General features: G+C 66.1%; 26 protein-coding genes. 16 read left to right on the forward strand and 10 right to left on the reverse strand.

Features of this window, described 5'->3' with window-relative positions:
* Nucleotides 1–8: 8 nt before the first annotated feature.
* Nucleotides 9–1,520: a threonine ammonia-lyase, biosynthetic gene (gene ilvA / locus AZSI13_RS07435; RefSeq protein WP_109040541.1), complete on the reverse strand. Its 1,512-nt coding sequence runs from the start codon at nucleotides 1,518–1,520 to the stop codon at nucleotides 9–11.
* A 215-nt stretch (nucleotides 1,521–1,735) separates the two neighbouring features.
* Here ilvA and AZSI13_RS07440 point away from each other — a divergent pair, with 215 nt between their 5' ends.
* Together AZSI13_RS07440 and AZSI13_RS07445 are read left to right on the forward strand one after the other, a co-directional pair.
* Nucleotides 1,736–2,164, forward strand: a complete 429-nt coding sequence (locus AZSI13_RS07440) for a YqaA family protein (protein ID WP_109040542.1) — start codon at nucleotides 1,736–1,738, stop codon at nucleotides 2,162–2,164.
* 94 nt (nucleotides 2,165–2,258) lie between these two features.
* The gene (locus AZSI13_RS07445; protein WP_109040543.1) at nucleotides 2,259–6,149 is read left to right on the forward strand and encodes a DUF3683 domain-containing protein; all 3,891 of its coding nucleotides are present in this window, start codon (nucleotides 2,259–2,261) and stop codon (nucleotides 6,147–6,149) included.
* A gap of 103 nt (nucleotides 6,150–6,252) precedes the next feature.
* Here the strand turns inward: AZSI13_RS07445 and AZSI13_RS07450 are convergent, their stop codons facing one another.
* From AZSI13_RS07450 to AZSI13_RS07460, 3 genes are read right to left on the reverse strand one after another with little or no spacing between them, the layout of a single operon-like run.
* Complete coding sequence (locus AZSI13_RS07450) at nucleotides 6,253–7,029, reverse strand: class II aldolase/adducin family protein (RefSeq protein ID WP_109040544.1); 777 nt, start codon at nucleotides 7,027–7,029, stop codon at nucleotides 6,253–6,255.
* Nucleotides 7,026–8,291, reverse strand: a complete 1,266-nt coding sequence (gene lhgO, locus AZSI13_RS07455) for an L-2-hydroxyglutarate oxidase (RefSeq protein WP_109040545.1) — start codon at nucleotides 8,289–8,291, stop codon at nucleotides 7,026–7,028. The genes AZSI13_RS07450 and lhgO overlap by 4 nt, the downstream gene beginning before the upstream one ends.
* A 19-nt stretch (nucleotides 8,292–8,310) precedes the next feature.
* Complete coding sequence (locus tag AZSI13_RS07460) at nucleotides 8,311–9,162, reverse strand: TauD/TfdA family dioxygenase (RefSeq protein ID WP_109040546.1); 852 nt, start codon at nucleotides 9,160–9,162, stop codon at nucleotides 8,311–8,313.
* Nucleotides 9,163–9,356: 194 nt separating this feature from the next.
* Between AZSI13_RS07460 and AZSI13_RS07465 the strand changes: the two genes are divergently transcribed.
* From AZSI13_RS07465 to AZSI13_RS07510, 10 genes are all read left to right on the forward strand, one after another.
* On the forward strand, nucleotides 9,357–10,367 hold the full coding sequence (locus AZSI13_RS07465; RefSeq protein WP_109040547.1) for a tripartite tricarboxylate transporter substrate binding protein: 1,011 nt from the start codon (nucleotides 9,357–9,359) through the stop codon (nucleotides 10,365–10,367).
* Between the two features lie 51 nt (nucleotides 10,368–10,418).
* Nucleotides 10,419–11,435 carry a tripartite tricarboxylate transporter substrate binding protein gene (locus AZSI13_RS07470; RefSeq protein WP_109040548.1) on the forward strand — a complete coding sequence of 339 codons (1,017 nt, stop codon included), beginning with the start codon at nucleotides 10,419–10,421 and terminating at the stop codon, nucleotides 11,433–11,435.
* A gap of 278 nt (nucleotides 11,436–11,713) precedes the next feature.
* Complete coding sequence (gene nifE, locus AZSI13_RS07475) at nucleotides 11,714–13,171, forward strand: nitrogenase iron-molybdenum cofactor biosynthesis protein NifE (RefSeq protein ID WP_109040549.1); 1,458 nt, start codon at nucleotides 11,714–11,716, stop codon at nucleotides 13,169–13,171.
* Nucleotides 13,164–14,549: a nitrogenase iron-molybdenum cofactor biosynthesis protein NifN gene (gene nifN, locus AZSI13_RS07480; protein ID WP_109040550.1), complete on the forward strand. Its 1,386-nt coding sequence runs from the start codon at nucleotides 13,164–13,166 to the stop codon at nucleotides 14,547–14,549. The genes nifE and nifN overlap by 8 nt, the downstream gene beginning before the upstream one ends.
* 22 nt (nucleotides 14,550–14,571) lie before the next feature.
* A complete protein-coding gene (gene nifX / locus AZSI13_RS07485; RefSeq protein WP_109040551.1) occupies nucleotides 14,572–15,000 on the forward strand; it encodes a nitrogen fixation protein NifX in 429 nt (142 codons plus the stop codon).
* A complete protein-coding gene (locus AZSI13_RS07490) occupies nucleotides 14,993–15,454 on the forward strand; it encodes a NifX-associated nitrogen fixation protein (protein WP_109040552.1) in 462 nt (153 codons plus the stop codon). Before nifX ends, AZSI13_RS07490 begins: the two co-directional genes overlap by 8 nt.
* A gap of 154 nt (nucleotides 15,455–15,608) precedes the next feature.
* Nucleotides 15,609–15,806 (forward strand): CCE_0567 family metalloprotein, encoded by a 198-nt coding sequence (locus tag AZSI13_RS07495; RefSeq protein WP_109040553.1) that lies wholly within the window; start codon nucleotides 15,609–15,611, stop codon nucleotides 15,804–15,806.
* An 8-nt stretch (nucleotides 15,807–15,814) separates the two neighbouring features.
* A complete protein-coding gene (locus tag AZSI13_RS07500) occupies nucleotides 15,815–16,195 on the forward strand; it encodes a hypothetical protein (protein WP_109040554.1) in 381 nt (126 codons plus the stop codon).
* A gap of 24 nt (nucleotides 16,196–16,219) precedes the next feature.
* A complete protein-coding gene (gene fdxB, locus AZSI13_RS07505) occupies nucleotides 16,220–16,519 on the forward strand; it encodes a ferredoxin III, nif-specific (protein ID WP_014235667.1) in 300 nt (99 codons plus the stop codon).
* 33 nt (nucleotides 16,520–16,552) lie between these two features.
* Nucleotides 16,553–16,987 (forward strand): nitrogen fixation protein NifQ, encoded by a 435-nt coding sequence (locus AZSI13_RS07510; RefSeq protein ID WP_109040555.1) that lies wholly within the window; start codon nucleotides 16,553–16,555, stop codon nucleotides 16,985–16,987.
* A 25-nt stretch (nucleotides 16,988–17,012) separates the two neighbouring features.
* Here the strand turns inward: AZSI13_RS07510 and AZSI13_RS17500 are convergent, their stop codons facing one another.
* From AZSI13_RS17500 to AZSI13_RS07525, 3 genes are all read right to left on the reverse strand, one after another.
* Nucleotides 17,013–17,294 (reverse strand): hypothetical protein, encoded by a 282-nt coding sequence (locus AZSI13_RS17500; protein ID WP_109040556.1) that lies wholly within the window; start codon nucleotides 17,292–17,294, stop codon nucleotides 17,013–17,015.
* The gene (locus tag AZSI13_RS07520) at nucleotides 17,209–18,483 is read right to left on the reverse strand and encodes a tetratricopeptide repeat protein (RefSeq protein WP_109040557.1); all 1,275 of its coding nucleotides are present in this window, start codon (nucleotides 18,481–18,483) and stop codon (nucleotides 17,209–17,211) included. Before AZSI13_RS07520 ends, AZSI13_RS17500 begins: the two co-directional genes overlap by 86 nt.
* A gap of 119 nt (nucleotides 18,484–18,602) precedes the next feature.
* Nucleotides 18,603–18,944, reverse strand: a complete 342-nt coding sequence (locus tag AZSI13_RS07525; RefSeq protein ID WP_109040558.1) for a zinc ribbon domain-containing protein YjdM — start codon at nucleotides 18,942–18,944, stop codon at nucleotides 18,603–18,605.
* Between the two features lie 227 nt (nucleotides 18,945–19,171).
* Here AZSI13_RS07525 and AZSI13_RS07530 point away from each other — a divergent pair, with 227 nt between their 5' ends.
* The 3 genes from AZSI13_RS07530 to AZSI13_RS07540 all read left to right on the forward strand — a co-directional run bounded on the left by AZSI13_RS07530 (nucleotide 19,172) and on the right by AZSI13_RS07540 (nucleotide 22,935).
* A complete protein-coding gene (locus AZSI13_RS07530) occupies nucleotides 19,172–20,902 on the forward strand; it encodes a nitrite reductase (protein ID WP_109040559.1) in 1,731 nt (576 codons plus the stop codon).
* 97 nt (nucleotides 20,903–20,999) lie between these two features.
* Entirely contained in the window at nucleotides 21,000–22,484 is a 1,485-nt protein-coding gene (locus tag AZSI13_RS07535; protein WP_109040560.1) for a type IV pili methyl-accepting chemotaxis transducer N-terminal domain-containing protein, read from the forward strand.
* A gap of 142 nt (nucleotides 22,485–22,626) precedes the next feature.
* Nucleotides 22,627–22,935, forward strand: coding sequence for a c-type cytochrome (locus tag AZSI13_RS07540; RefSeq protein ID WP_109040561.1), 309 nt, complete (start codon nucleotides 22,627–22,629; stop codon nucleotides 22,933–22,935).
* A 57-nt stretch (nucleotides 22,936–22,992) separates the two neighbouring features.
* Here the strand turns inward: AZSI13_RS07540 and AZSI13_RS07545 are convergent, their stop codons facing one another.
* The 3 genes from AZSI13_RS07545 to AZSI13_RS07555 all read right to left on the reverse strand — a co-directional run bounded on the left by AZSI13_RS07545 (nucleotide 22,993) and on the right by AZSI13_RS07555 (nucleotide 25,208).
* On the reverse strand, nucleotides 22,993–23,409 hold the full coding sequence (locus tag AZSI13_RS07545; RefSeq protein ID WP_165833385.1) for a sensor histidine kinase KdpD: 417 nt from the start codon (nucleotides 23,407–23,409) through the stop codon (nucleotides 22,993–22,995).
* Between the two features lie 18 nt (nucleotides 23,410–23,427).
* Nucleotides 23,428–24,708 (reverse strand): transporter substrate-binding domain-containing protein, encoded by a 1,281-nt coding sequence (locus AZSI13_RS07550; RefSeq protein ID WP_109040563.1) that lies wholly within the window; start codon nucleotides 24,706–24,708, stop codon nucleotides 23,428–23,430.
* A 71-nt stretch (nucleotides 24,709–24,779) separates the two neighbouring features.
* On the reverse strand, nucleotides 24,780–25,208 hold the full coding sequence (locus AZSI13_RS07555) for a molybdopterin-binding protein (RefSeq protein ID WP_109040564.1): 429 nt from the start codon (nucleotides 25,206–25,208) through the stop codon (nucleotides 24,780–24,782).
* Between the two features lie 213 nt (nucleotides 25,209–25,421).
* Between AZSI13_RS07555 and AZSI13_RS07560 the strand changes: the two genes are divergently transcribed.
* Complete coding sequence (locus AZSI13_RS07560; protein WP_109040565.1) at nucleotides 25,422–26,240, forward strand: TOBE domain-containing protein; 819 nt, start codon at nucleotides 25,422–25,424, stop codon at nucleotides 26,238–26,240.
* Nucleotides 26,241–26,259 lie beyond the last annotated feature (19 nt).

Here is a 26,259-nt window from a genome sequence, read left to right on the forward strand (position 1 = left end):
CCTGCCCCTTAACCGAGGAAGAGGCGGTAGGCCGGGTTGGCCGTCTCGTCCCAATAGTGATAGCCCAGGTCATCGAGGAAGCCCTGGAACTCGTTCATCTCCGCCGGCGGCACCTGCATGCCCACCAGCACCCGGCCGTAATCGGCACCGTGGTTGCGATAGTGGAAGAGGCTGATGTTCCAGCCCGAACTCATGCGGTTGAGGAAGTTCATCAGGGCGCCGGGCCGCTCGGGGAACTCAAAGCGGTAGAGCAGCTCGTTCTGCACTTGGGGTGCATGGCCGCCGACCATGTGGCGGACATGCAATTTGCCCATTTCGTCGTCGGTCAGGTCCAGCGTCGCGTAGCCGTGCTTTTTCAGGCTCTCCACCAGCTTGGTGGATTCGGCCCGGTTGGCCACCTGCACGCCGACGAAGACATGGGCTTCCCCCGCGTCATGGAAGCGGTAGTTGAATTCGGTGATGTTGCGGCTGCCGATGAGGGCAACGAACTTCTTATAGGCTCCGGGCTTCTCCGGCAGGGTCACAGCCAGCACGGCCTCCCGCTGCTCACCCACCTCGGCCCGCTCTGCAACGAAGCGCAGACGGTCGAAATTGGTGTTGGCGCCGGAGGCCACGGCCACCAGGGACTTGTCCTTGAGCTTGTGCTGCTTGGCGTATTCCTTGGCGCCGGCAATGGCCAGAGCACCAGAGGGCTCCAGGATGGAGCGGGTGTCCTCGAAGACGTCCTTGATGGCGGCGCAGATGGCATCCGTATCTACCAGAATGATGTCGTCCAGGAATTCGCGGCAGACCCGGAAGGTTTCCTCACCGACAAACTTCACGGCAGTGCCATCGGCGAAGAGACCCACGTTGTCCAGGCGCACCCGCTTGCCGGCAGCAATGGACTGCTTCATGGCGTCGGCGTCGAAGGTTTCCACGCCGATGACCTTGATCTCCGGCCGCACCGCCTTGATGTAGGCGGCCACGCCGGCCGCCAGGCCGCCGCCGCCGATGGCGACGAACACGGCGTGGATGGGCTTGCCGTGCTGGCGCAGGATTTCCATGCCGATGGTGCCCTGGCCGGCGATCACATAGGGATCATCGAAGGGGTGCACGAAGGTCAGCTTCTCGGCCTTCTCCAGTTCCACCGCATGGGCATAGGCCTCGTCGTAGGACTCGCCGGCCAGCACCACCTCGCCCCCCCGGGAGGCCACGGCCTGGACCTTGATCTGGGGTGTGGTGGTGGGCATAACGATGACCGCCCGGCAGCCGATCTTGGCGGCGGAAAGGGCCACGCCCTGGGCGTGATTGCCGGCGGAAGCGCAGATGACGCCGCGCTGCAGCTGGGCCGGGGTCAGGTGGGCAATCTTGTTGTAGGCGCCGCGCAGCTTGAAGGAGAACACGGGCTGCATGTCCTCGCGCTTGAAGTAGAAACGGTTGCCCAGGCGCTGGGAGAGATTGGGTGCCAGTTCGAGGGGCGTTTCGACGGCGGCCTCATAGACCCGGGCGTTGAGGATCTTGGTCAGATAATCGTGCTGCATGGACGGTAGGGATGCCGGGAGCGTAAAGCACGTCAGTGTACCCCCCGGGTGGGGCCAAGTCCATGAAGGGGGCGCCGCCGGGCGGTGCCTGCCAACGAACATGGGGGATAATGGGAAGGCCGTGCCCAAGGGCATCGTCCTCATATCTTCCGCACCGGCCCCAGCCCCACCAGCCACCCGCCTTTCGCCATCTTCCACCACCTGCCCCAATCGCCATGCTCGACTGGTTTGCCGACCCCGCCGCCGGCCTCGGCGCCCTCTTCCTTGCCAGCCTGCTGGCCGCCACCCTGCTGCCCGGCGGCTCGGAGGCGGCCCTCGTCGCCTTTCTCGTGGCCCACCCGGGCGATGCCCCGGCCGCACTTTTCTGGGCCACCCTGGGGAACACTTTGGGCGGATTGACGTCTTATGGGGCCGGCCGGCTGTTGCCTGCCCGCTCCCTGGAGCGCCTGGCCCACCTCGAACAGGTGCGCCGCTTCGGTAGTGCCAGCCTGCTCCTGGCCTGGGCGCCCCTGGTGGGCGACGCCCTGTGCGTGGCGGCCGGCTGGCTGCGCCTGCACTGGTTGCCCTGCACCCTGTTCATGGCCGCCGGCAAGTTGGCCCGTTACTGGGTGGTCGCCCAAGGGACGGCCCTGCTGGCGCCATGACCCTGGCAAGGCGCGCGTTTCCGCCCCTGCCTGATGCACCGCAATACGTTAAAATTCACCTTTTGAAAGACTCGGCCCACGCCGCCCCCTTCCGATGACTGCACGTCTGCGCGAAATCCCCTACAACTACACCTCCTTCTCCGACCGGGAGATCGTCATCCGCCTGCTGGGCGAAGACATGTGGCACGTGCTGGATGAACTCCGCACCGAGCGGGTCACCGGCCGTTCCGCCCGCATGCTCTACGAGGTGCTGGGGGATATCTGGGTGGTGCAGCGCAACCCCTACCTGGAAGACGACCTGCTGGCCACGCCCAGCCGTCGCGACGCCCTGGTGCAGGCCCTGCGTCATCGCCTGACGGAAGTGGAAAAGCGTCGCAGCGAATCCGCCGGCGAAGACCCGGAGCGCAGCCGCAAGGTGGCCCAGCTGGTGGAAGCCGCCCACAAGGCCGTGGACCGCTTCGAGCAGCGCTTTGTCGACACCCTGATGCTGCGCAAGAAGGCGCTCAAGGCCCTGACCCGCCACACCCGCAAGGACAATGTGGCCTTCGACGGCCTGGCCCGGGTCTCCCATGTCACCGATGCCACCGACTGGCGCGTCGAGTACCCCTTCGTCGTCCTCTACCCCGATACCGAAGAGGAAATCGGCCCCCTGGTGAAGAGCTGCATCGAGCTGGGCCTAACCATCATCCCGCGGGGGGGTGGCACCGGTTACACCGGCGGCGCCGTGCCCCTGTCGCCCCTCTCCGTGGTCATCAACACCGAGAAGCTGATCGACATCGGCCCGGTGGAAGAGACCGTGCTGCCCGGCCACGACAAGCCCTACGCCACCATCCGCACCAGCGTCGGCGTGGTTACCGATCGCGTCTCCGAAGCTGCCTCGGCCGCTGGCCGCGTCTTCGCCGTGGACCCCACCTCCGCCAGCGCCTCCTGCATCGGCGGCAACATCGCCATGAACGCCGGCGGCAAGAAGGCCGTGCTGTGGGGCACCGCCCTGGACAACCTGGCCTGGTGGAAGATGGTGACGCCGGACGGCAACTGGCTGGAGGTGGAACGCCTCAACCACAACTTCGGCAAGATTCACGAGCAGGAGAAGGTGGAATTCCGCTTGAAGCGCTTCGACGCCAAGAACTACAAGCTGCTCTCCGAAGAAGTGCTGGCCCTGCCCGGCGCTGCCTGCCGCAAGACCGGCCTGGGCAAGGACGTCACCGACAAGTTCCTCGGCGGCGTGCCCGGGGTGCAGAAGGAAGGCACCGACGGCATCATCGTCGCCGCCCGCTGGGTGCTGCACAAGATGCCCCCGGTCACCCGCACCGTCTGCCTGGAGTTTTTCGGCCAGGTGCGGGAGGCCGTGCCCTCCATCGTTGAGATCACCGACTACTTCAAGCCGGGTGGCGAAGGCCACAAGGCCGGTGTACAGCTGGCCGGCCTGGAGCACCTGGACGAACGCTATGTGAAGGCCGTCGGCTACGCCACCAAGGCCAAGCGCCACGGCCGGCCGAAGATGGTGCTGATCGGCGACATCGTCGGCCACGACGAGAATGCCGTAATGCAGGCCGCCTCCGACGTGGTCAAGATGACCAATGTGCGCGGCGCCGAAGGCTTCATCGCCATCACCCCGGAAACCCGCAAGAAATTTTGGCTGGACCGCTCCCGCACTGCCGCCATCTCCAAGCACACCAACGCCTTCAAGGTGAACGAGGACGTGGTGATCCCCCTGCCGCGCATGGGCGACTACTGCGACGGCATCGAGCGCATCAATATCGAACTGTCCCTGCAGAACAAGCTGGACCTGTGCGATGCCCTGACCGAATTCTTCAAGGGCGACCTGCCGGTCAACAGCGCCGACACCAAGCTGGACAAGGACGTGCTCATCGAGGACCGCCGCGAGCGGGCCCTGGAACACATCAGCGACGTGCGCGCCCGCTGGCAGTGGCTGCTGGACAACCTGGACCTGCCCCTGGCCGAGGCCGAGCAGCGCTTCGCCGAATTCGGCGTGGTGGCTGGCGAGCTGACCAACCGGGCCGCCAACCCGACCCTCTTCCACCGCCTGCAGGACTACTCCGTGCGCGCCTCCTGGAAGAAGGAGCTGAAGGAGCCCCTGGACAACATCTTCAACGGCGCCACCTACCGGCCCCTCTCTGAGAAGATGGCCACCGTGCAGAAGGAAGTGCTGCGCGGCCGGGTCTTCGTGGCCCTGCACATGCACGCCGGCGACGGCAATGTACACACCAATATCCCGGTGAACTCGGACCACTACGAAATGCTGCAGACCGCCAACAAGGCGGTGGAGCGCATCATGCACCTGGCCCGCTCCCTGGATGGCGTCATCTCCGGTGAGCACGGCATCGGCATCACCAAGCTGGAATTCCTCACCGAAGAGGAAATCGGCCCCTTCCGCGCCTACAAGCAGAAGGTGGACCCGGAAGGCCGCTTCAACAAGGGCAAGCTGATGCCCGGCGGTGACCTGCACAACGCCTATACACCTTCCTTCTCCCTGCTCGGGGCTGAGTCCCTGATCATGGAGCAATCCGAGATCGGCAAGATTTCCGAGTCCATCAAGGATTGCCTGCGCTGCGGCAAGTGCAAACCGGTGTGCTCCACCCACGTGCCCCGGGCCAACCTGCTCTACAGCCCGCGCAACAAGATCCTCGGCACCTCCCTGCTGATCGAGGCCTTCCTCTACGAGGAGCAGACCCGCCGCGGTATTTCCCTGCAGCACTTCGACGAGTTCAACGACGTGGCCGACCACTGCACGGTCTGCCACCGCTGCGTCAAACCCTGCCCGGTGGATATCGACTTCGGCGACGTCTCGGTAGCCATGCGCAACTTCCTGCGCAAGCAGGGTAAGAAGAAGCTGGACCCGGGCAAGGCCGCCACCATGTGGTTCCTCACCATGAAGGACCCGGCCACCATCAAGCTGGCCCGCACCATGATGATCGGCTGGGGCTACAAGGCCCAGCGCCTGGGCGTGAAGCTGGCCAAGACCTTCGGCCTGACCAAGGACATTCTGCAGCACCCGCCCGCCACCCTGGGCCGTCCGTCGGTGAAAGCCCAGGTCATCCACTTCATCAACAAGCCCATGCCGGGCAACCTGCCCAAGCGCACTTCCCGGGCCCTGCTGGATATCGAGGACGACCACGTGGTGCCGGTGATCCGGGACCCGAAGAAGACCACCGAGGATTCGGATGCGGTCTTCTACTTCCCCGGCTGCGGTTCCGAGCGCCTCTTCTCCCAGGTGGGCCTGGCAACGCAAGCCATGCTCTACGAAACCGGCGCCGTCACCGTGCTGCCCCCGGGCTACCTGTGCTGCGGCTACCCGCAGAATGCCGCCGGCCAGGAAGACAAGGGGCAGAAGATCATCACCGACAACCGGGTACTGTTCCACCGGGTGGCCACCACCCTCAACTACCTGGACATCAAGACGGTGATCGTGTCCTGCGGCACCTGCATGGACCAGCTGCAGAAGTACGAATTCGAGAAAATCTTCCCCGGCTGCCGCCTGCTGGACATCCACGAGTACCTGCTGGAGAAGGGCGTCAAGCTGGAAGGCGTCAAGGGCACCCAGTACATGTACCACGAGCCCTGCCACACGCCGATGAAGACCTACTCGGGCATCAAGGTGGTGAACGACCTGATGGGCCAGCGCGTGGACCTCAACGACCGCTGCTGCGGCGAGTCCGGCTCCTTCGCCCTGTCCCGTCCCGACATCTCTACCCAGGTGCGCTTCCGCAAGCAGCAGGAGATCGAGAAGGGCGCCGCCAAGCTGCGCCAGGAAACGGGCCAACCCGGTGGCGTCCAGGATCAGGTGAAGATCCTCACCTCCTGCCCGTCCTGCCTCCAGGGCCTCTCCCGCTACGAGCCGGATGCCGACCTGCAGGCCGACTACATCGTCGTCGAAATGGCCAAAACCCTGCTGGGCGAGGACTGGATGGCCAAATACGTGCAGCAGGCCAACAACGGCGGCATCGAGCGGGTGCTGCTGTAAGGAATCGGTCCTTCTCCAAGCACAAAAGGCGCGAGCAATGCTCGCGCCTTTTTCTTTGGGCTGGCCTGTAGCGGGAAATTGCCCAGGCCACCAAGGCAGGAAATCAGTCCCTGTAGCCGGGCAACTCCCGGTCCAGGCGCCGCAGGTGGGCCGCCCATTCCCGCTTGCCAGCAGGGAAGAAACCGGACTGGTCACCGGTGATCTGCTTGGCCTGGGCCACGGTGCGGGCAATCACCTCCGGCGGCAGTTCCTGCAGCGGCACCCCGGCGGACTGGGCCGCCAGCTGGAAACGGCAGGCCCGTTCCAGGCGCCAGATGCGGCCAAAGGCTTCGGCCATGGTGCGGCCGATGGAAAGGGTGCCGTGGTTGCGCAGGATGAGGTTGTGCTTGTCCCCCAGGTCCCGGAGCAGCCCATCCCGCTCCTCGTTGTCCAGCACCACGCCCTGGAAGTCGTGATAGGCGACGTCGGCGTAGATCATCAGGGCCATCTGGTTGAGGGGCAGCAGACCGTCCCGCTGGCAGGAAACGGCCACCCCCTCCCGGGAGTGCAGATGCACCACAGCCTCGGCCTGGGGCGAGCCGGTGGCGTGGATAGCGCCGTGGATGACGGTACCGGCGGGATTGAGGTCGCCCTGGCCGCGACCCGGTTCGACGATGACGCTGCCGTCCACATCCACCTCGAGGATGCTGGAGGCCGTCACTTCATCGAATAGCAGGCCCAGGGGATTGACGTAGTAGCGGTCATGGCGCCCCGGCACGCGAATGGAAATGTGGGTGGCCAGCAGGTCCGTCCAGCCGAAGAGATGGGTCAGGCGGCAGGCAGCGGCGAGTTCGACGCGGGCATTCCAGGCGGCGTCGCTGTGGGTGAGGCTTTGGCTCATGCAGAAAGTCCTTCGATCGGTTCAGGGGATGGGGAAGCGGAAACAGGGGAAGACGACGCCGCCAGCCAGTCGCAGACGTGGCGGGCAAAGGGAAAGGCGCTGGTCCAGGCCGGCGAGGTGGCGCCGAGGATGTGTAGGGAGTGGCGGCCTTCCTCGAGCACGAAGTCTTTCACTAACCTGCCCCGCTCCCGGTCGTAGAGGCGGGGGTGAAGGCCCACCTTGGCAGCGGGCTGCAAATGCTCCGGCCGCAGCCGGGGCAGCAACTGGCGCGCCGCCTCGAAAAACCAGGGCTTGAAGCAGCGCCGCCCTTCCTGCCAGGCCTGCTGGCGGAAGCCGTCCGTATCCCGCCACCCCATGCTGATTAGCTGACCGGCGATGCGCGGCAGCTCCCGGGGATCGATGCCGGCCAGGCCGCGGTAGTTTTCCCGCCCCCAGGCCGGCACCGCCGTGGGGCCGAGATAGACCGTGCCGTCGCTGGCGGTGGTGGTGTGCACGCCCAGGTAGAGGATGCCCAGTTCGGGCACGGGGTAAACGAGATGGTTGAGGTGGATGCCGGAGGCCGGGTCCAGTCGCCAGTAAAGGCCCTTGAAGGGCAGCAGCGCGTAGCGCGTTCCGACGCCGAAGCGGTGGGCCACCCGGTCGGCCTGGAGTCCGGCGGCGTTGATGGCCAGGCCGAAGGAAAGGCGCTCACCACTGCTGAGGATGGCCTGGCGCCGTGCAACATCCACATTCCGCAGTTCGGCGCCCCGCTGTAAGGTGGCGCCCAGGGCTTCCACCTCTCCCAGCAGGGCCGGCAACACCGCGGCGGGAGTACCCACCGCTGTCTCCGGCACCCACAGGGCCTCGCCGGTAGCGGAGCGGGTTTCCGGCTCCAGGCGCCGTAGCTCTCCTTCGTCCAGGCGCTCGACCTGCACGCCGTTCTGCCACGCCCGCTCCTCCAGCACCGTCATGGCCTCGGCCCGTTCTGGGTGGGTCGGCACCAGCAGCTTGCCGCAGCGGCGCAGGGGCAGGCCATGTTGTTCGTGGAAGCGGGCCAGTTCCGCCGCCCCCTGGCGGCACAGCCGGGCCTTGAGGGAACCGGGGGCGTAGTACAGGCCGCTGTGCAGCACGCCGCTGTTGCGGCCGCTGGAGTGGCGCCCCAGCCGGTCTTCCTTCTCCAGCACCAGCACGGACTGGTCCGGGTGGCGGCGCTTCAGCTCCCGGGCAATGGAGAGGCCGATGATGCCGGCCCCCACCACCAGGAAATCCGCACTGCGGCTCACCGGCTCCGCCCCTTCAAATTTAGAAAGTCACCCGGTGCATCAGCCGGTAGGCCGGCAGATAGTCGGGCACCGCGTAGTGGGTGGTGGTCAGGTTGTCCCAGATGGCCACGGTCCCCGGGGCCCAGCGCAGGCGGGCCTGGAACTCGGGGCGCTCGAACTGGGCGAAGAGGAATTGCAGCAGGGTGTCGCTCTGGTGCCGGGGCAGGCCGTTGATGCGCTCGGTGTACTTGGGATTGACGAAGACGTACTTCTCCCCGGTCACCGGATGACTGCGAATGATGGGGTGGGACACCGGCAGGTGGCGGGCCCTGGCTTCCCGATAGGCCTCCTCACCCTTGGCCCGGATGATCTCGGGCCAGCCGCTGTGGTCGATAGAGTGGAGGGCGGTGAGGCGCTCCAGCCACTGGGCCAGCTCCGGCGCCAGGGACTGGTACACCCGGCGGCCGCTGGCCCACAGGGTGTCGCCACCGGATTCGGGCAGCACCCGCGCCACCAGCACCGCCCCGGCCGGGGTCTCGGCCAGGTAGCTGGTGTCGTTGTGCCACTGGTCCGTGGTGTAGCGGGGGCCGCCGGCCTTGGTCTCCACCAATTCCACCAGCTCGTGCTCGGCGCTGGCGGGGAAGTAGGTCTTCTCCCGGGAGGGGTTGCCGAAGACCTGGGCCACCGCCACCTGCTGGGCGGAGGTGAGGGACTGGTCGCGCAGGAAGAGCACGTCGTGGTGGGCCAGGGCCAGGCGCAGCTCCGCCGCCGTGGCAGCGTCGATGGGCGCTGCCAGGTCGAGGCCGCTGATCTCCAGGCCGATGTTGGGGGTGTAGGGCGTTCCCTGGAAGCGGGTGAAGGCCGGGGGTACCGGCGCAATTTGTTCCGACATGGCTGCTGTTCCCGTGGAAGCGTGAAGAGGCGGCCACTCTACCCCCGGCATTGCACCGCCCCATTAGAAGGAATGATGCTTTTCTTATGCGCCGGGCATCCCATATTGATATGCGCTTTAAGTCGTTCGGCAGCGGCACAACGGGCCCTTATGGTGGGGACCTTTCCCCCTCTTTCCACCCTTCCCACCCCGCCATGACCGTCATTACCCACCACCTCCAGCGCCGCGCCGCCCTCCTCCTCGGCCCCCTGCTGCTGGCCAGCGGCCTCCTCGGCACTCCCGCCGCCCAGGCTGAGGAGCCCTGGCCCAGCAAGGAAATCCACCTGGTGGTGCCCTGGGCCGCCGGCGGCCCTTCCGACGCCTTCGCCCGCATTCTCTCCCGGGAGCTGGAAGCCACCCTGGGCAAGCCGGTGCTGGTGGAGAACAAGCCCGGCGCCACCGGCGTCATCGGGGTGCGCCACGTGGCCCGCAGCAAGGCCGACGGCCACACCCTGCTGTTTGGCAACACCGTCTCCCTGGTAGGCTCCGTCGTCTCTTCCAACGAGCCGGTGCAGTTCGATCCGGTGAAAGACTTCACTCCCGTGGCCCTGGTGGCGGAGACGGCCTACATCCTCTCGGCCCACCCCTCCACCGGCCTCAAGCGCTACCAGGACTTCCTTGCCCGCATCAAGGATCGCAACCAGCCACCCCTGGCCGTGGGCTCCACCGGCAATGGGGCTACCAGCGACATCCTCTACGACTGGCTGATCCACAAGCACCAGGCCAATCTGACCAAGGTGGCCTTCAAGGGTACCGGCCCCCTGGTGGCGGACCTCATCGCCGGCCACCTGCCGGTGGGCACGGCGGGCCTCTCCCTGGCTGCCGCACAGTACAAGGAGGGCAAGCTCACGCCTCTGGTGGTAGTAGGCAAGAACCGCCTACCGGAACTACCCGAGGTACCCGCAGTGACCGAGTTCGGCCTCAACGAGCCGGACCTCACCGTGTGGGACGGCCTCTTCGCTCCCGCCGGCACCCCGCCCGCTGTGGTGGCTGCCCTCACAGCGGCAGTACACAAGGCTGTCCAAGGGGCCGCCTTCAAGGACTTTGCCCAGAAGAACGGCAGCAGCGCGGTCTTCATCCCGGCCGACAAGGCTGCCGCCCGGCTGCACAAGGATCTGGTGGAACGGCAACGCTTCAAGACCCAGTACCCGGCCGCGCCTTACTGAGCCCGCCTCCTTTTCCTCTTTCCCAACTTTCAATTCCCCACGGAGAACTCCATGTCCCTTTCCCCCCGGCGCACCTGGCTGCGCCACGCCGCCTTCCTCTTGGCCGGCCTGCTGCCTTTGGCCGGCACCACCTTCCTGGCCGCCCCGGCGACGGCTGCGGAAGAGCCCTGGCCCGCCAAGGAAATCCATATCGTCGTGCCCTGGCCCGCCGGCGGCGAGACCGATACCTTCGCCCGGGGCCTGGCCCAGGACCTGGGCCAGCGCCTCAAGCAGCCGGTCATCATCGACAACCGGCCCGGAGCCACCGGGGCCATCGGCATCCGCCACGTGGCCCGCAGCAAGCCCGACGGCTACACCCTGCTCTTCGCCAACACCACCGCTCTGGTGGGCAACGTGGTTTCCTCCGTCGAGCCGGTGCAATTCGACCCGGTGACGGACTTCACCCCGGTGGCCATCACCGTGGAATCCACCTTCGTGCTGTGGGCCCACCCCTCCCTGGGGGTGAAGACCTTTGAGGAACTGCTGGCCCGGGCCCGGGACAAGAGCAAACCCCAGCTGGCCTTCGGCATTACCGGCACGGGCGCCCTTTCCGAGCTTTCCGTGGAGCAGCTGGCGCGCCATTACAAGGTGGACCTGCTGAAGGTGCCCTACAAGGGCTCGGCGCCCCAGGTGGCAGACCTGCTGGCCGGCCACACCCAGATCGGCACTGCCAACCTGGCCCTCAGCCTCGGCCATTACAAGGAGGGCCGGCTCATTCCCCTGCTGGTCATCGGCAACGAGCGCCTGCCGGAACTACCCAACGTGCCCACCCGCAAGGAGTTGGGCATTACGGACCCGGACCTGACCATCTGGGACGGCCTCTTCGCCCCGGCCAAGACCCCCAAGCCCATTGTGGACGCCCTCATCCAGGCCGTCAGCGAATCGGTGCGCAGTAAGGTCTACAAGGAAGTGGCCGATGGCCCCGGCCGCCGCGCCATCTTCCAGCCCGGCAACGAGGCCGCCGCCCGGGTGAAGCGGGACCTGGAGTCACGCAAGCGCTACAAGGCCCTGGTGGAAGGCGGCAAGTAGCCCAACCCGCAGGATCACGCCCCCCGTAGGCCGGCACAGTCCGGCCTTTTTCATGGCTGCACCACCATCGGCAGCCCCATCCGACACGCCTGTCGCCAATCCGACAATGGGGCCCGACATTCCGCTCACCGTCGGCCACGCTCCGACACGAGAGCTACTTTTCCGGCTGCAGGATTTCGCCACCCCACTGAATAAACGCGACTTTTCCCGCGCACCGCCCCCTGGCACCAAACCTGCTACTTAAGGCCTACAGAAAAATAATTTGTAGGAGAGCCGACATGAGCGCGTTGAAACAGAAGGTGGCCAGCGTCCTGGAAGAACCGGGTTGCGCCACCAACCAGGCCAAGGGCGAGAAGGAACGCAAGGCGGGCTGCAAGAAGAAGCTCACTCCGGGCGCCGCTGCCGGCGGCTGTGCCTTCGACGGGGCCAAGATCGCCCTGCAGCCCATCGTGGACGTGGCCCATCTGGTGCACGGCCCCATCGCCTGCGAAGGCAATTCCTGGGATTCGCGCCATACCCTCTCCTCCGGCTCCCATATCTACCGCACCGGCTTCACCACCGACATGAACGAGATGGACGTGGTGTACGGCGGCGAAAAGAAGCTCTACCGGGCCATCAAGGAAATCATCGACAAATACGACCCGCCCGCCGTCTTCGTCTACCAGACCTGCCTGCCGGCCATGATCGGCGACGACATCGAGGCGGTGTGCAAGGCCGCCGCCGCCAAGTTCGGCAAGCCGGTGATCCCGGTGAATGCCCCCGGCTTCGTCGGCAGCAAGAACCTGGGCAACAAGCTGGGCGGCGAAGCCCTGCTGGACTACGTCATCGGCACCCGGGAACCTGAATACACGACGCCCTGCGACATCAACCTGATCGGCGAATACAACGTGGTGGGGGAACTGTGGCAGGTGAAGCCCCTCTTCGACGAGCTGGGCATCCGCATCCTCGCCACCATTTCCGGCGACGGCCGCTACGCTGACATCGCCACCGCCCACAAGGCGAGGGCGGCCATCATGCTGTGCTCCCAGGCCCTCATCAACGTGGCCCGCAAGATGGAGGAGCGCTACGGCATCCCCTTCTTCGAGGGCAGCTTCTACGGCGTCACCGACATGTCCGACGCCCTGAGGAAGATCTGCGCCCTGCTGGTGCGCCAGGGCGGCCCCACCGACCTGCCGGCGCGGGCCGAGGCCCTCATCGCCCGGGAGGAGGCCAAGGCCTGGGCCCGCCTGGAGCCCTACAAGGCCCGGCTGAAGGGCAAGCGGGTGCTGCTGTTCACCGGCGGGGTGAAGTCCTGGTCCGTGGTCTCGGCCTTGCAGGAAGTGGGCATGGAAATCGTCGGTACCTCCATGCGCAAGACCACCGCCAACGACCGGGAGAAGGTGAAGGAGATCATGGGCACCGACGCCCACATGTTCGACGAGCTGCCGCCCCGGGAGATGTACCGGATGCTCAAGGATTCCCAGGCCGACGTGATGCTCTCCGGCGGCCGCTCCCAGTTCGTCGCCCTGAAGGCCAAGACCCCCTGGGTGGAGATCAACCAGGAACGGCACCACGCCCTGGCCGGCTACGACGGCATCGTCAATCTGGTGGATGAGATCGACAAGGCCCTCACCAACCCGGTGTGGCAGCAGGTGCGCCAGCCGGCCCCCTGGGAGCGGCCCGACTGGGAGCAGGACCTTGAAGGATGGCAGTCCTGTAATCAGGAAGAATGCGCAGGCGAGGTGTGCCATGGCTGAGGTCAAGCACAGCAAGAAGGCCTGCGCCGTCAATCCGCTGAAGATGAGCCAGCCCATCGGCGCCGCCCTGGCCTTCCTCGGCATGGACCAGGCCCTGCCCCTGCTGCACGGTTCCCAGGGCTGCACCGCCTTCGGCCTGGTGCTCTTCGTCAAGCACTTCCGCGAGACCATCCCCCTGCAGACCACCGCCATGAACGAGGTCACCACCATCCTCGGCGGTCTGGAGAACGTGGAGCAGGCCCTGGTGAATATCCACAAGCGGGCTGCCCCGGCCCTGGTGGGTCTCATCTCCACCGGCATCACCGAAGCCAAGGGCGACGACGTGGACGGCTTCCTCCAGCTGATCCGGCAGAAGCACCCGGAACTGGCGGACATGGAGGTGGTGTTCGTCTCCACTCCAGACTTCGCCGGCGCCTTCCAGGATGGCTGGGGCAAGGCGGTGCTGCGCATGGTGGAGACCATCGCCAAACCATCGAATGTGCGCCGCCCCTGGCAGGTGAATATCCTGCCCGGCTGCCACCTCACCCCCGGCGACATCGAGGAGGTGAAGGAGATGGTGGAGGCCTTCGGCCTCACCCCGGTGGTGCTGCCCGACCTCTCCGGTTCCATGGATGGCCACATTCCCGAGACCTTCCTGCCCACCACCCTGGGCGGCACCCGGCTCGACGAACTGCGCAGCATGGGCGAGTCGGCCTACACCCTGGTGATCGGCGAACAGGGCCGGGCGGCGGCGGCAAAGCTGAAGGACATCGCCGGCGTGCCCTACACCGTTTTCGACCGGCTCACCGGTCTGAAGCCCTGCGACGACTTCCTGGCCCTGCTCTCCCGCATCGCCAACACCGAGGTGCCGCCCCGCTTCAAGCGCCAGCGCAGCCAGCTGCTGGACGCCATGCTGGACGGCCACTTCCACTTCGGCAAGAAGAAGGTGGCGGTGGCCGCCGAGCCGGACCTGCTGTACGCCCTCACCACCTTCCTCACGGAAATGGGGGCGGAAATCCAGGTGGCCGTCACCAGCACCGAATCCCCGCTCCTCAACCGGGTACCGGCAGACGAAGTGCTGATCGGCGACCTGGAAGACTTCGAGCAGGGCGCCGTCGGCGCCGACCTGCTCATCACCCATGCCCACGGCCGCCAGGCGGCGGCGCGGCTGGGCATCCCCTTCTGGCGCTCCGGCCTGCCCACCTTCGACCGCCTCGGCGCGGCCCACAAGGTGAGCGTGGGCTACCGGGGCACCCGGAACCTGATTTTCGAGGTGGGCAATGTCTTCATTGAAAACCTGCACGAAGCCGTCCCCGACGATTTCCGGCCGACCGCCGAACCCGCCGCCAGCTGCGGCACCGGCTGCGCGCACGGTGCGGCGGCTGTCGCTTGTCACTGAATCAACCAAGGAAGGTGCCGCCATGAGCAAACCGCTGAAAGTCGCATTCGCCACCGAGGACCTGCAACAGGTGGACGCCCACTTCGGCTGGGCCCGCAACATCGCCATCTACGACATCACTGCCGACAGCTCGACCCTGGCCACCGTGGTCCGCTTCGAGGGAGACCTGAAGGAGGACGGCACCGAGGACAAGCTGGGAGCCAAGCTGGAAGCCATCCAGGACTGCGCCATCGTGTACGTGGCCGCCATTGGCGGCTCGGCGGCGGCCCGGGTGGTGAACATGAAGATCCACCCGGTGAAGGTGCCCAATCCCGAACCCATCAACACCATCATCGGCAAGCTGCAGGCCGTACTCAAGGGCACCCCGCCGCCCTGGCTGCGCAAGGCCCTGATGAAGGATCAGGAACGCAATTTCGACGACGCCCTGGAAGAGGAAAAATCCCATGTCTGACACCGCCACCTTCGCCATCAGCGACTCCCCCTTCCTCTCCGAACTGGTCAAGCAGATGCGCTCCCAGGACAGCTACGGCCACTGGGACGGCAAGAGCGACGTGGAAGTGGTGGGCCCCTATGTGGTGGACAAGGAAGCCCGCAAGGCCATCCCCATCATCGATGACCCGGACCCGGACGTGCTGTGGCGCCTGGAGCTGTACTACAACGCCATCGGCCTGGCCATCGAGCGCCAGAGCAAGGTGATGTGCGCCCCCATGATCAAGATGAGCCACGAGGGCTTCGGCCGCGTGGTGCTCATCGCCGGCCGCCTGGTGGTCTTCAACAAGTACCACCGGGACGTGCACCGCTTCGGCTTCGACTCCCTGGAAGCCCTGGCCGAACAGGGCGACAAGATCGTCAACGAAGCGGTGGCCATGATCGCCCGCTTTGGCGAGGTGGCGAATTACGGTTGAAAGGCTTTAGCCACAGAGGACACAGAGAGCACAGAGGGAAAGACATCGCAGCAGTAACGCAGGTGGTTTTGGCAGTCCGTATCGCCCCCGTTTCTGCCCTTAGTTCCTCTGTGATCTCTGTGCCCTCTGTGGCCACGATTTAAGGAATCCCCCCATGAGCGACAACCCCGAAGAACTGAAGGCCCAGATCAAGAAGCTCTCGGCCCAGGCCATGACCTGGAAGATGAACCTGCACGACCTCTCGGAGGAGCTGCCGGTGAACTGGGAAACCATCCTGGAGACGGCCCAGAAGACCCACGACGCCTACGCCGCCCTCACCGCGGCGCGGCAGCGCCTGGCCGAACTGGGCTAGGAGGAATCGTGGAACACCTGCCCGACCTGACCCGGGACGAGACCTCCTGGCGCCGCGAATGGCAGCGCTACCTGCCGGCGGATTATCGGCGGCGCACCGCGGTGCCCATCCGCTTCGAGCGGGAGGCGGACCTCCAGGCCGGCGGCGTGCGGGTCATGGGCTTCGACCGCTGGGGCGAGAACTGCTTCTACCACCACCTCTATGAAGTGCCCGCCCCCATCGCGGACGACGAGGAAGGGGCCTTCCAGGAAGCCCGCAGCTACGGCCAGTCGGTCTTCGCCTGGCGCCTCTCCGGCAACTGGCTGGTGTGCACCCGGGAACACGGCGCCGCCGGCGCCTGCCGCCCGGAACGGCGCCACTACGCCCTGGCCGCCACCCCGCCGCGCTGACCCATTTTTCTATAAGGAGCCATCATGTCTGTCTTCAGCGTCACCCTGCCCTCCGGTGTGGAGTGGATCCCCAATTTCGTGCAAAGCATCGACGACGAAAAGTGCATCGGCTGCGGCCGCTGCTTCAAGACCTGCGGCCGGGACGTGCTCTCCCTCATGGCCATGGACGACGAGGGCGAGCTGATCGCCATCGACGACGGCGATGACGACGAGTACGAAAAGAAGGTCATGACCGTGGCCCATCCCGAAAATTGCGTCGGCTGTGAGGCCTGTGCCCGCAATTGTTCCAAGAAATGCATCAGCCACGCTCCGGCCAAGGCCTGAGCCTCCGCTGAGCGACAGCGCCGGAGCCGCCCCATGCAGCCCGCCCACTACCTGAAGCTCATGGATCTGGGCCACCTGGCGCGGATTCCCCAATGCCGGGACGACGAGCACGGCGAACTGCTGACCCTGCTGCTGGACCACGCGGCCAGCCCGGAGGCGGCGCCCCTGGCGGCGGCCGTCGCCAAGGGCTGCCTGGGCCACAACCACCTCTGGCAGGACCTGGGTCTGCCCGACCGGCAGGCGCTTTCCTGCTTGATGCAGGAGCACTTCCCCCGGCTCTTCGCGCGCAACACCGGCAATATGCGCTGGAAGAAATTTTTCTATCTGCAACTCTGCGAGCAGGCCGAAATCCGCGCCTGCCGTGCGCCCTCCTGCGGCGTCTGCGCCCATCAGGACGAATGCTTCGGCGATGAAGCCGGGCAACCGCTGCGATCCCTGGGAACGGCCAGCCAGGCGGCTGCGCTGTAGCCTGCCCGGGCCGGTGAAAGGGCGATTACGCCGCCGGCCCGATGACCGCGGTGCCGCCTCCCTCCCCTTCGTGGTGCGGCGCCTTCCCCGCCGCCCAGGCCGCCAGGGCCGGGGCCAGGCGCGCCACCACCTCGGGCCAGTCACCGGGAGCGGCCTGGCGAAACAGGCGCAGTGACGGATACCAGAAGGAAGTTTCCTGACCCCCGCCATTACCATCCCCGCTACCGCCGCCCCAGCGCCAGTCCACGCGGTAATGGGGCAGCAGCAGCCAGCAGGGCAGCCCCAGGGCCCCCGCCAGATGGGCCACGGCGGTATCCACGGTGATCAGCAGGTCCAGTTGACAGAGCAGGGCCGCCGTTTCCGCCATGTCTTCCAGCCAGGGCCCCACATTGGTCAGGGCCAGGGCTGGCGGCGCCGGTCGATCGGCGCCGGGACCTTTCTGCACGCCCACCCAGGTCAGCCCGGGAATACCCCCCCAAGGGGGCCAGCACCGCCAGGTCGGCCAGGGAGCGCTGGCTGTCGTTCTCGAACGCCGGATTACCTTGCCAGGCCAGGCCCACCCGCCTACCGACCTGGGGCAGGCGGGCCTGCCAGCGGTCGCCGGCCACCGGGTCGGCCGATAGATAGGAAAATGGGGAGGGGGCCTGATCGGGGCGGCAGTCCAGCAGGCCGGGCAGGCTCATCAGGGGCACCCAGAGCTGGCCCTCAGTACGCCCCTGGGCCTCCCCCAGGGAGGCCACGGCATCCACATTGGGCAGCCCCTGGAAGAGGCGCAGCAGGGGCGGATGGCAGAGCAGGCTGACCCGCCCGGCGCCCGCCGCTTTCAGGCGGCCAGCAAAGCGGACGAAATGGATGGCATCTCCCAGCCCACCTTCCGCCACCACCAGCACATGGCGCCCGGCCAGGGGTTCGCCCTGCCAGCGGGGCTGGGCGAAATGGGCCGCCAGGCCGCGCAGCCAGGGACGGGACTCATAACAGGCCCAGCCCTCCTGCCAGCGGCCCTGGCCGAGCAGCAGATAGGCCAGGTTGAAACGGGCGGCGGCGTAGTCGGGGCGCAGGGCAAGCGCCAGGCGCAGGCAGCGCTCCGCCGCATCCGGGCTGCCGCCGCAAAGGTGGGCTACGCCCAGGTTAAGCCAGACCTCGGGGGCATCGGGGGCCAGGGCCGCCGCTTGCTCGCAGGCTTGCCGCCCTTCCTCGGGGCGGGCCCGGTCAAGCAGGAAAGCCCCCAGGTTGAGCCATTGCTGGTGCAGCTCGGGGGCGTAGGTGACAGCCCGGTGATGGCAGGCTTCCGCCTCCGGCCAGTCACTGCCGGCCTCCGCCAGCAGGGCCAGGTTGGCCCAGGCTTCGGCCAGGGTGGGGTGCAGGAAGAGGGCTTCGCGGAAAAGCCGGGCTGCCGCTGCGGCGTCACCCGCCGCCTGGCGGGCGCAGCCTTCGGCAAAGAGGGATTCGGCGGCCGCCCGGGGGTCGGCAGCCGGGGGCTGGATGAGGATCGCCATGGCGCAAGGAGGGCCGGCCGCTGCCGGAATCGACGACGGCGACCACTCTACGCAGGCGAATGGTTAAGTTGGGGCAGCAGACGGTAAGCAAAGGTAAAGACGGCGCCCCGGCCGCCGGCTCAGACCTTTTTCAGGAAGCAGGCCTTGAGCATGAAGTTGCCCTGGTCGAGCTTGCAATCCACCTCGTGGTCGCCGCCGCTCACCAGGCGGATGCTCTTCACCTTGGAGCCCTGCTTGAGGACGATGGAGGAACCCTTCACCTTGAGGTCTTTGATCAGCACCACGGCGTCGCCGTCGTTAAGGACCGTGCCGTTGGCATCCCTGATCACCGCATCGGCTTCTTCTTCCACCGCGGCAGCCGCCTGGGGCCATTCATAGCCGCAGTCGGCGCAAACGAAGTTGGCACCATCCGGGTAGGTGTTTTCCAGGGTGCATTGGGGGCAGGCAATCGGGTTGGACATGGGAATCTCCAGTTAACAGGGGCGGGATTTTACCCCATCCACCGGGGCGTCCGTCCGGGCAATACCGGGCATGCAGGGCGGGGAGACTTGACGCCGGTCAAGTCCGGAATGGGCTGAAAAGCCGCTGCCAGCGGCCTGCCGGAATATATTGACCCTGATCAAAGTGGTTTTTTTCATGGCGCAGAAATTGGGGCCTCCTCACTCAATTTTTTCAGGAACAGGGAGCCATGAAAACCAAGCGTTTCAACCTACTCAGGCTGGCGGCCATTCCGGCCCTGGCCTTTGCCGTGCAGTTCGCCTTTGCCGGCACGCCGGAATCCCACGGCGACGCCACCATGCGGGACTACCAGGCCGGCGGCGGCTCGCCCCTGGCCACCGTGCCCATGCACCAGGACATCAACCCCCTGGCACCGAAGATGACCGAGGCCGAGTTCGAGAAGGCCAAGCGCATCTTCTTCGAGCGCTGCGCCGGCTGCCACGGCGTGCTGCGCAAGGGCGCCACCGGCAAGGCCCTGACGCCGGACCTGACCATCGCCAAGGGCCTGGAATACCTCAAGGTCTTCATCAAGTACGGCTCTGCCGGCGGCATGCCCAACTGGGGCACTTCCGGCGTCCTCAGCGACGACGAGGTGGACCTCATGGCCCGCTACATTCAGCAGACGCCCCCCGCTCCGCCCGAGTACGGCCTGAAGGAAATGGAAGCCAGCTGGAAGGTGATCGTGCCGGTGGAAAAGCGGCCGAAGAAGAAGCTCAACAACCTCAACCTGGACAACCTCTTCTCCGTCACCCTGCGGGACGCCGGCGAGATCGCCCTGATCGACGGCGACAGCAAGAAGATCGTCAGCATCCTCAACACCGGCTATGCGGTGCACATCTCCCGCATGTCCGCCTCCGGCCGCTACCTCTTCGTCATCGGCCGCGACGCCAAGATCAACCTGATCGACCTGTGGATGGAAAAACCCGACACCGTGGCCGAGATCAAGGTGGGCATGGAAGCCCGCTCGGTGGAAAGCTCCAAGGCCAAGGGTTTCGAGGACAAGTACGCCATCGCCGGCACCTACTGGCCGCCCCAGTTCGTCATCATGGACGGCGACACCCTCAAGCCGCGCAAGATCGTCTCCACCCGGGGCATGAGCGTAGGCACCCAGGACTACCATCCGGAACCCCGGGTGGCGGCCATCGTCTCCTCCCACTTCAATCCTGAATTCTTCGTGAACGTGAAGGAAACCGGGATGGTCTATTCCGTGGATTACCGCGATCTCAGCAACCTGAAGATCAAGATGATCGAGGCGGCCCCCTTCCTCCATGACGGCGGTTTCGAATCCACCCACCGCTACTTCATGGATGCGGCCAACGCCTCCAACAAGATCGCCGTCATCGACACCAAGGACGGCAAGCTGGCCAAGCTGGTGGACGTGGGCAAAACGCCCCACCCGGGCCGGGGCGCCAACTTCGTCGATCCCAAGTTCGGTCCCGTGTGGGCCACCGGCCACCTGGGCGACGATTCCATCTCCCTCATCGGCACCGACCCGGTGAAGCATGGCGACAACGCCTGGAAGGTGGTGCGCACCCTGAAGGGCCTGGGCGGCGGTTCCCTGTTCCTCAAGACCCATCCCAAGTCCAAGAACCTGTGGGTGGACACCACCCTCAATCCGGAAGCCAACATCAGCCAGTCCGTGGCGGTGTGGGACGTGAACAACCTGGACAAGGGTTATGAGCTGCTGCCCATCGGCGACTGGTCCGGCATCAAGGAAGGCCCCAAGCGCATCGTCCAGCCCGAGTACAACAAGGCCGGCGACGAAGTGTGGTTCTCGGTGTGGAACGGCAAGGACCAGCCCTCCGCCATCGTGGTGGTGGATGACAAGACCCGCAAGTTGAAGGCCGTCATCAAGGACCCCAAGCTGGTAACGCCCACCGGCAAGTTCAACGTTTACAACACCCAGCACGACGTGTACTAATGGGGCATTAGCTTCTCCCGAAGCACACACCCAGCGGGACGGGAGAGGGGCTACCCTCTCCCGTTTTTTTATTGCTCCACCCCACAACGATCACACCATGGCCGCATACAAGGAAAGCAGACGCTGCAGCCGCGAACTGCTGTCGGACATTCCCCTGCTCAGCGGGCTGGCCGAGCCCGTCATTGCTGAATTACTGGCCGCCAGCCGCGTGGTGAGCCTGAAGGCCCATGAGTACCTGTTCAACATCGACGGGCCGGTCAAGGAAGCCTTCATCCTGATCCGGGGCACCCTGCGGCGCACCACCCGGCTGGCCGGCGAAGCGGTGAAAACCCTGGAACTGATCCAGTCCCCCCAACTGCTGGCACCGGGCGAGGTCCTGGGCGCCGAACGCTATCTCTCCGATTGCGAAAGCCTGGGCCCCTGCATTGTCCTGGTGGTGGACACCTGGCGTCTGCGCGCCATCATCCGTCAGGATCTGACCCTCAGCAGCCGGGTGATCCAGCTCCTGGCCCAGCGCCTGCGGGCCACCGAATGCGACGTCACCAGCTACCACTACGGCCTCTCCGCCACCCAGCGGGTCCTCGACTACCTGCTGGGCCAGGCCGGCGAGGCGGTGAAATCCGCCGGTGAAACGCCGGTGACGCTGCAACCCAGCAAGAAGATGATTGCCGCCCGCATCGGCATCACCCCCGAATCCTTCTCCCGCTGCCTGCGGGAATTGACGGATTGCGGCCTGATCGTGGTGGATGGCCGCACCCTCTACATCCAGAACGCCGCCCTGCTCGACATCGAACCCGGCACCCTGGGCCAGCGCATCAGTTTTTCCCGACGCGCCCGGGCTGAAATCATCCGCCCCAGGAAGCGCCTCTCCGCAGGCGCCCTGGTCAATCTGTGTGGCCGCCTGCGGTTCCTGTCCCAGCGTCTAGCCGTCGCCTGGGGGCTGCTCTGCACCGGCCTGCCGCCTGCCAAATATCTGGTCCGCCTGCGCCAGCTTGGGAGCGAATTCGAGCGGGTCCTGAAACGCCTGGAGGGCCTAACTCTTGAGGCGCCCCTGGCCGAACGATTGGCCGGGGTCGAGGATGCCTGGCCAGCCTACCAGGCCCTGCTGGCCGACCCGGACGCTACCCCTGCCAAGGCCCCGGCCCTCCTGCGGCACAGCGAGGTGCTGCTCGCGGCGACGGAACAGCTGACCCGGACAGCCGTGGAGTCCGCCGACAATCCGGAAGCCCGCTACGTCAACCTGGCCGGCCGCAACCGCATGATCTCCCAGCGCATGGGCAAGCTGTTCCTGTTCAGCGACTGGCCGGACTGCGACCAGACCGCGGCCCGCACCATGGACGATAGCCAGGCCGAGTTCGAAGCCAATCTCGATGCCCTGCGAGGCAATAGCCACGGCATCGCCGAGGTGGCCCTGCAACTGGACGAAGTGGCTGCCCAATGGCGAACCTTCCTCGCCGCCCTGGCGCCGGACCTCAGCCGCACCCGCCGTACCCACCACGCCCGGGTGGTGTTCACCGAAGGAGAGCGCCTGCTGCGCCATGTGGACACCACGGTGAAGCTCTACGAGCGCCTGAGCAAATAGGCAGGCCTTGACCGGCATCAAGCCCGGCAGGCCCGATCGACGCCGCTACGGCACGCGGGGAGGGCGCTTGATGCGCATCAAGGCTTTCACCACCGGTTGGGGGAGAGTGGCGCCTCCCATCAACCACAGGAGGAAAACTCCCATGAAACGTACCACGCTCTCCCTGCTCGCCCTCGGCAGCCTGATGCTGCTGGGCAATGCCCAGGCCGACGAAGCCCTGGCCAAGGCCAAGAACTGCATGTCCTGCCACCAGGTGGCCGTAAAGGTTCTGGGCCCCGCCTACAAGGATGTGGCCGCCAAGTACAAGGGCGATGCCGGCGCAGCCGACAAGCTGGCGGCCAAGATCAAGGCCGGCGGCAAGGGCGTCTGGGGCGAAGTGCCCATGCCTCCCAACAACGTTACCCCTGAAGAGGCCAAGAAGCTGGCCACCTGGGTGCTGTCCCTCAAGTAATTCCGCTAACTGGCCGGTGGAGCGGTGGCCACGCCACCGTTCCAACGTGCCCGACCCTCAGCCCGGCGATGGCACCGTAGCGGCAGCAAACTGCCGTGGCAATTCGACCACGAACTCGGTGCCGTCCGTGCGACTTTCCTCCAGGCGGATGCTGCCGCCATGCAGGTCCACCACCCGCTTGACCAGATACAGCCCCAGCCCCGTGCCCGGTGCACGTGCTGCGTTGGTGCCTCGCACATAGCTCTGGAAAAGCGCCGGGCGCGTGGCCGGGTCGATGGGTTCCCCCTCGTTGCAGACACTGAAGCACATCCTCTCGGAACCTCCCGCCACACTCAGGCGAACCGGGGTGCCTGAGGGGGAGTAACGCAGGGCATTGACCAGCAGGTTACGCAACGCTACCTGCAGCAGGTCCCGATCTCCTTGCAAGGCGGTTTCGCCATGAACCGTCAGCCGCACCCGGCCCTCGTCATCCACCTGCTCCAGCAACTCGCGTCACAGCGCAGCGGCATCAAGGGATACGGGCTTCAAGCTCAGAGCCGCATCGTCCAGCCGGTCCTTGGCCAGCAGTTGCAGGGTAAGGTTGCTGAGGTGTCCGACGGCAGCGCGGATGCGCTCAATGCGCCGTTGGGTCTGTATCCCCGGCTCATCTTCCACGCCTTGCCGCGCCCCCGGCTCTGCCGTCAGGACCGCCAGGGACTGGGCAGCGGCATCGATCACCGCCAGGGGCGTACGCATCTCGTGAGAGAGCATGGCTACCAGCCGGCCCTGCTCGCGGCGGGCGGCCTGCGCCTGGGTCATGCGCTGTTCCGCCAGCAGGGTGCGGGCCTGGTCCAGCTCCCGCTGCTTGCGATGCCACAGGAAGGCCAGGAGGGCGATCAGGGCGGCCACGCCCAGGGCCTTCCAGATAAGGGAGTAGGCCACCCCCTGGTGCACATTGATGGCCACGTGCCGGTTGGAAACCGCCTCCCGCTCCTGCAGGGTGACGCTGCGCACCCCCTTGTCGAGAATGTCCCGCAACAGGGGCTCGCTCTTCAGCACACCGATGCGCAGCTCGTTGGCGTATTCGGGAATCTGCCCGGCGATCTTCAGGTTGAAGTGGCCTTCCTTCTTGATGGTGTAGGCGGCGACGATGAGGGAGCGCATGGTCATGTCGGCCCGGCGCGAGGCGACCAGTTCGATGGCCTCCGGCTCGCTGCCGGTGAGGATCACCCGCAGGTTGGGGAAGTCCCGGCGGATGCGTTCCTCCACCATGGTGCCCCGCGGCAGGGCGATGCTTTCGCCGCTCAGGGCGTGGGGCTCGGCGATGAAGCCGTGCTCCTCCCGGGTGATGAAGACATTGGGGTCGCTGAAAATGGGGTCGGTGAAGATCAGCCAGGCATCCCGCGCCGGCGTCTGGTTGAGGAAGCTCATCAACTCGCAACGGCCAGCCTTGGAGGCCGCCAGGCTTTCGTCCCAGGACGCCACCGGCAGCAGCTCGATGCGCAGCCCCACCCGCCGGGCCACCAGTTGCACCAGATCGGCGCCAATACCCTCGTGTTCCCCCCGGGCATTGATGCGCTCGAAAGGCGCCCAGTCCGGATCAACGCACAGACGCACCCGGGGATGGCGCTCCAGATAGGCCTGCTCCTCGGCAGTCAGGACAACACTGCCCGTCGCCATGCCGCCATCCGCCGGCTGGGCCACCAACTCGGCCGCCGAAGCCGGCGCCTGCAGGATGGCCCCCAGTAGGAGAGGAAACAAGCAGCGCAGCAAGTTGGGCAGGGGGTGAGACATGGCGCGAATTATACGCAGACATCATCCCCACCCTGCCCTGGGGCAAGCCCTAGCTTGCCAGAGCGGCCTGATCAGGCCGGGACGCCCAGCACCACGTGGCTGGCCTTGATCAGGGCGGTGGCCCGGCTGCCTTCCTGGAGGCCCAGTTCGACCACCGCCTCGTTGGTCACCACGGCGTGCACCTGGGTGCCGCCGGCCAGGGCCAGCACCACGTCAGTATTGATGGCACCCCGGGTGATCTTCTGCACCGTGCCCGGCAACTGGTTGCGGGCGGAGAACCTCACCGCGCCGTCGTCAGCCATGAGGATGACCCAGGGCGCCTTGACCAGGGCGAAGGCTTCCTTGCCCAAGGCCAGGCCCAGTTCCCTGACGCTGGCCTGGGTGACGATGGCGACCAGCTTGTCGCCGCCGCCGGTAGTGATTTCGATCTCGGTATTGATGGCACCGGCGGTAATGGCACTCACCTTGCCGGAAAAGACGTTACGGGCGCTGGTCTTCATGCTGAACTCCTTTTTGATTCGGGTTATTTTCAATTGCGCTATTTACTACATAATATCGCGCATGGTTCTTGCGTGATGAAACGCAGTCTAGGTCGTTCCGTTGCATAAGTTCAACCATAGCGCTGCAAATCCCCGAGGTGGTGCATTGATGGCCGCCCATGCACCAGAATGGCTATGTAGTTTTGTATATTTCGCGACAAGAAAGAGGCGGTGATGTCCCAAAATCAACAGAAGCTGGTCGGCAAGCTGGCCCTGGAAACCGAGTTCGGCCCCTTTCTCGGCGATACCCGCATCCGCCTGCTGGAGGCCATCGACACCCACGGCTCCATTTCCCAGGCGGCCAAGGCCGTGCCCCTCTCCTACAAGGCAGCCTGGGATGCGGTGGACGCCATGAACAACCTGGCCGACGAGGCCCTGGTGGTGCGCAGCACCGGCGGCCGCAATGGCGGCGGCACCCGGCTCACCGACTATGGGCGCCGCATCGTTGCCCTCTACCGGGCCGTGGAGCAGGAATACCAGGGCGCCCTGGACCGCCTGACCCACCACATGGGCGAAGTCAGCGAGGGCGACGTGCGCCAGTTCCAGTCCCTGCTGCGCCGTCTCTCGGTGAAGACCAGCGCCCGCAACCAGTTCGTTGGCAAGATCAGCGGCCTGCGGGATGGTGGGGTGGACATGGAGGTGCGCATCGCCCTGGATGCCGACACCGAGGTGGTGGCCATCATCACCCGGGAATCGGTGGAGAACCTGGGCCTCACCCTGGGCAAGGAAATCTGCGCCCTGGTCAAAGCCTCTTCCCTGCTGCTGCTCACCGAGGGCAGCGGCCGCATCACCGCCCGCAACCAGCTGTGGGGCGAGATCAGCCACATCCACGACGGCCCGGTGAATGCCGAGGTCACCCTGGCCCTGCCCGGCGGCAAGACCGTCACTGCCGTGGTCACCCACGGCAGTGTGGAGACCCTGGAACTGGCCCCGGGCAAGAAGGCCTGCGCCGTATTCAAGGCCTCCAGCGTAATCCTCGCCGCCACCGCCTGAATGTATTTTCACGACCTCC

The organism is Azospira sp. I13, assembly GCF_003112695.1.
In the GTDB taxonomy this organism is placed as follows: domain Bacteria; phylum Pseudomonadota; class Gammaproteobacteria; order Burkholderiales; family Rhodocyclaceae; genus Azospira.

Coding starts and splice junctions, on each gene's coding strand:
- AZSI13_RS07450 (WP_109040544.1), bottom strand. CDS start 7,029: ATGAGCCAAAGCCTCACCCACAGCGACGCCGCCTGGAATGCCCGCGTC.
- nifX (WP_109040551.1), top strand. CDS start 14,572: ATGAGCAAACCGCTGAAAGTCGCATTCGCCACCGAGGACCTGCAACAG.
- ilvA (WP_109040541.1), bottom strand. CDS start 1,520: ATGCAGCACGATTATCTGACCAAGATCCTCAACGCCCGGGTCTATGAG.
- AZSI13_RS07490 (WP_109040552.1), top strand. CDS start 14,993: ATGTCTGACACCGCCACCTTCGCCATCAGCGACTCCCCCTTCCTCTCC.
- AZSI13_RS07440 (WP_109040542.1), top strand. CDS start 1,736: ATGCTCGACTGGTTTGCCGACCCCGCCGCCGGCCTCGGCGCCCTCTTC.
- AZSI13_RS07550 (WP_109040563.1), bottom strand. CDS start 24,708: ATGTCTCACCCCCTGCCCAACTTGCTGCGCTGCTTGTTTCCTCTCCTA.
- AZSI13_RS07460 (WP_109040546.1), bottom strand. CDS start 9,162: ATGTCGGAACAAATTGCGCCGGTACCCCCGGCCTTCACCCGCTTCCAG.
- AZSI13_RS07520 (WP_109040557.1), bottom strand. CDS start 18,483: ATGGCGATCCTCATCCAGCCCCCGGCTGCCGACCCCCGGGCGGCCGCC.
- AZSI13_RS07530 (WP_109040559.1), top strand. CDS start 19,172: ATGAAAACCAAGCGTTTCAACCTACTCAGGCTGGCGGCCATTCCGGCC.
- AZSI13_RS07445 (WP_109040543.1), top strand. CDS start 2,259: ATGACTGCACGTCTGCGCGAAATCCCCTACAACTACACCTCCTTCTCC.
- nifE (WP_109040549.1), top strand. CDS start 11,714: ATGAGCGCGTTGAAACAGAAGGTGGCCAGCGTCCTGGAAGAACCGGGT.
- AZSI13_RS07560 (WP_109040565.1), top strand. CDS start 25,422: ATGTCCCAAAATCAACAGAAGCTGGTCGGCAAGCTGGCCCTGGAAACC.
- AZSI13_RS07465 (WP_109040547.1), top strand. CDS start 9,357: ATGACCGTCATTACCCACCACCTCCAGCGCCGCGCCGCCCTCCTCCTC.
- AZSI13_RS07540 (WP_109040561.1), top strand. CDS start 22,627: ATGAAACGTACCACGCTCTCCCTGCTCGCCCTCGGCAGCCTGATGCTG.
- AZSI13_RS07510 (WP_109040555.1), top strand. CDS start 16,553: ATGCAGCCCGCCCACTACCTGAAGCTCATGGATCTGGGCCACCTGGCG.
- AZSI13_RS07555 (WP_109040564.1), bottom strand. CDS start 25,208: ATGAAGACCAGCGCCCGTAACGTCTTTTCCGGCAAGGTGAGTGCCATT.
- AZSI13_RS07470 (WP_109040548.1), top strand. CDS start 10,419: ATGTCCCTTTCCCCCCGGCGCACCTGGCTGCGCCACGCCGCCTTCCTC.
- AZSI13_RS07525 (WP_109040558.1), bottom strand. CDS start 18,944: ATGTCCAACCCGATTGCCTGCCCCCAATGCACCCTGGAAAACACCTAC.
- fdxB (WP_014235667.1), top strand. CDS start 16,220: ATGTCTGTCTTCAGCGTCACCCTGCCCTCCGGTGTGGAGTGGATCCCC.
- AZSI13_RS07495 (WP_109040553.1), top strand. CDS start 15,609: ATGAGCGACAACCCCGAAGAACTGAAGGCCCAGATCAAGAAGCTCTCG.
- AZSI13_RS07535 (WP_109040560.1), top strand. CDS start 21,000: ATGGCCGCATACAAGGAAAGCAGACGCTGCAGCCGCGAACTGCTGTCG.
- nifN (WP_109040550.1), top strand. CDS start 13,164: ATGGCTGAGGTCAAGCACAGCAAGAAGGCCTGCGCCGTCAATCCGCTG.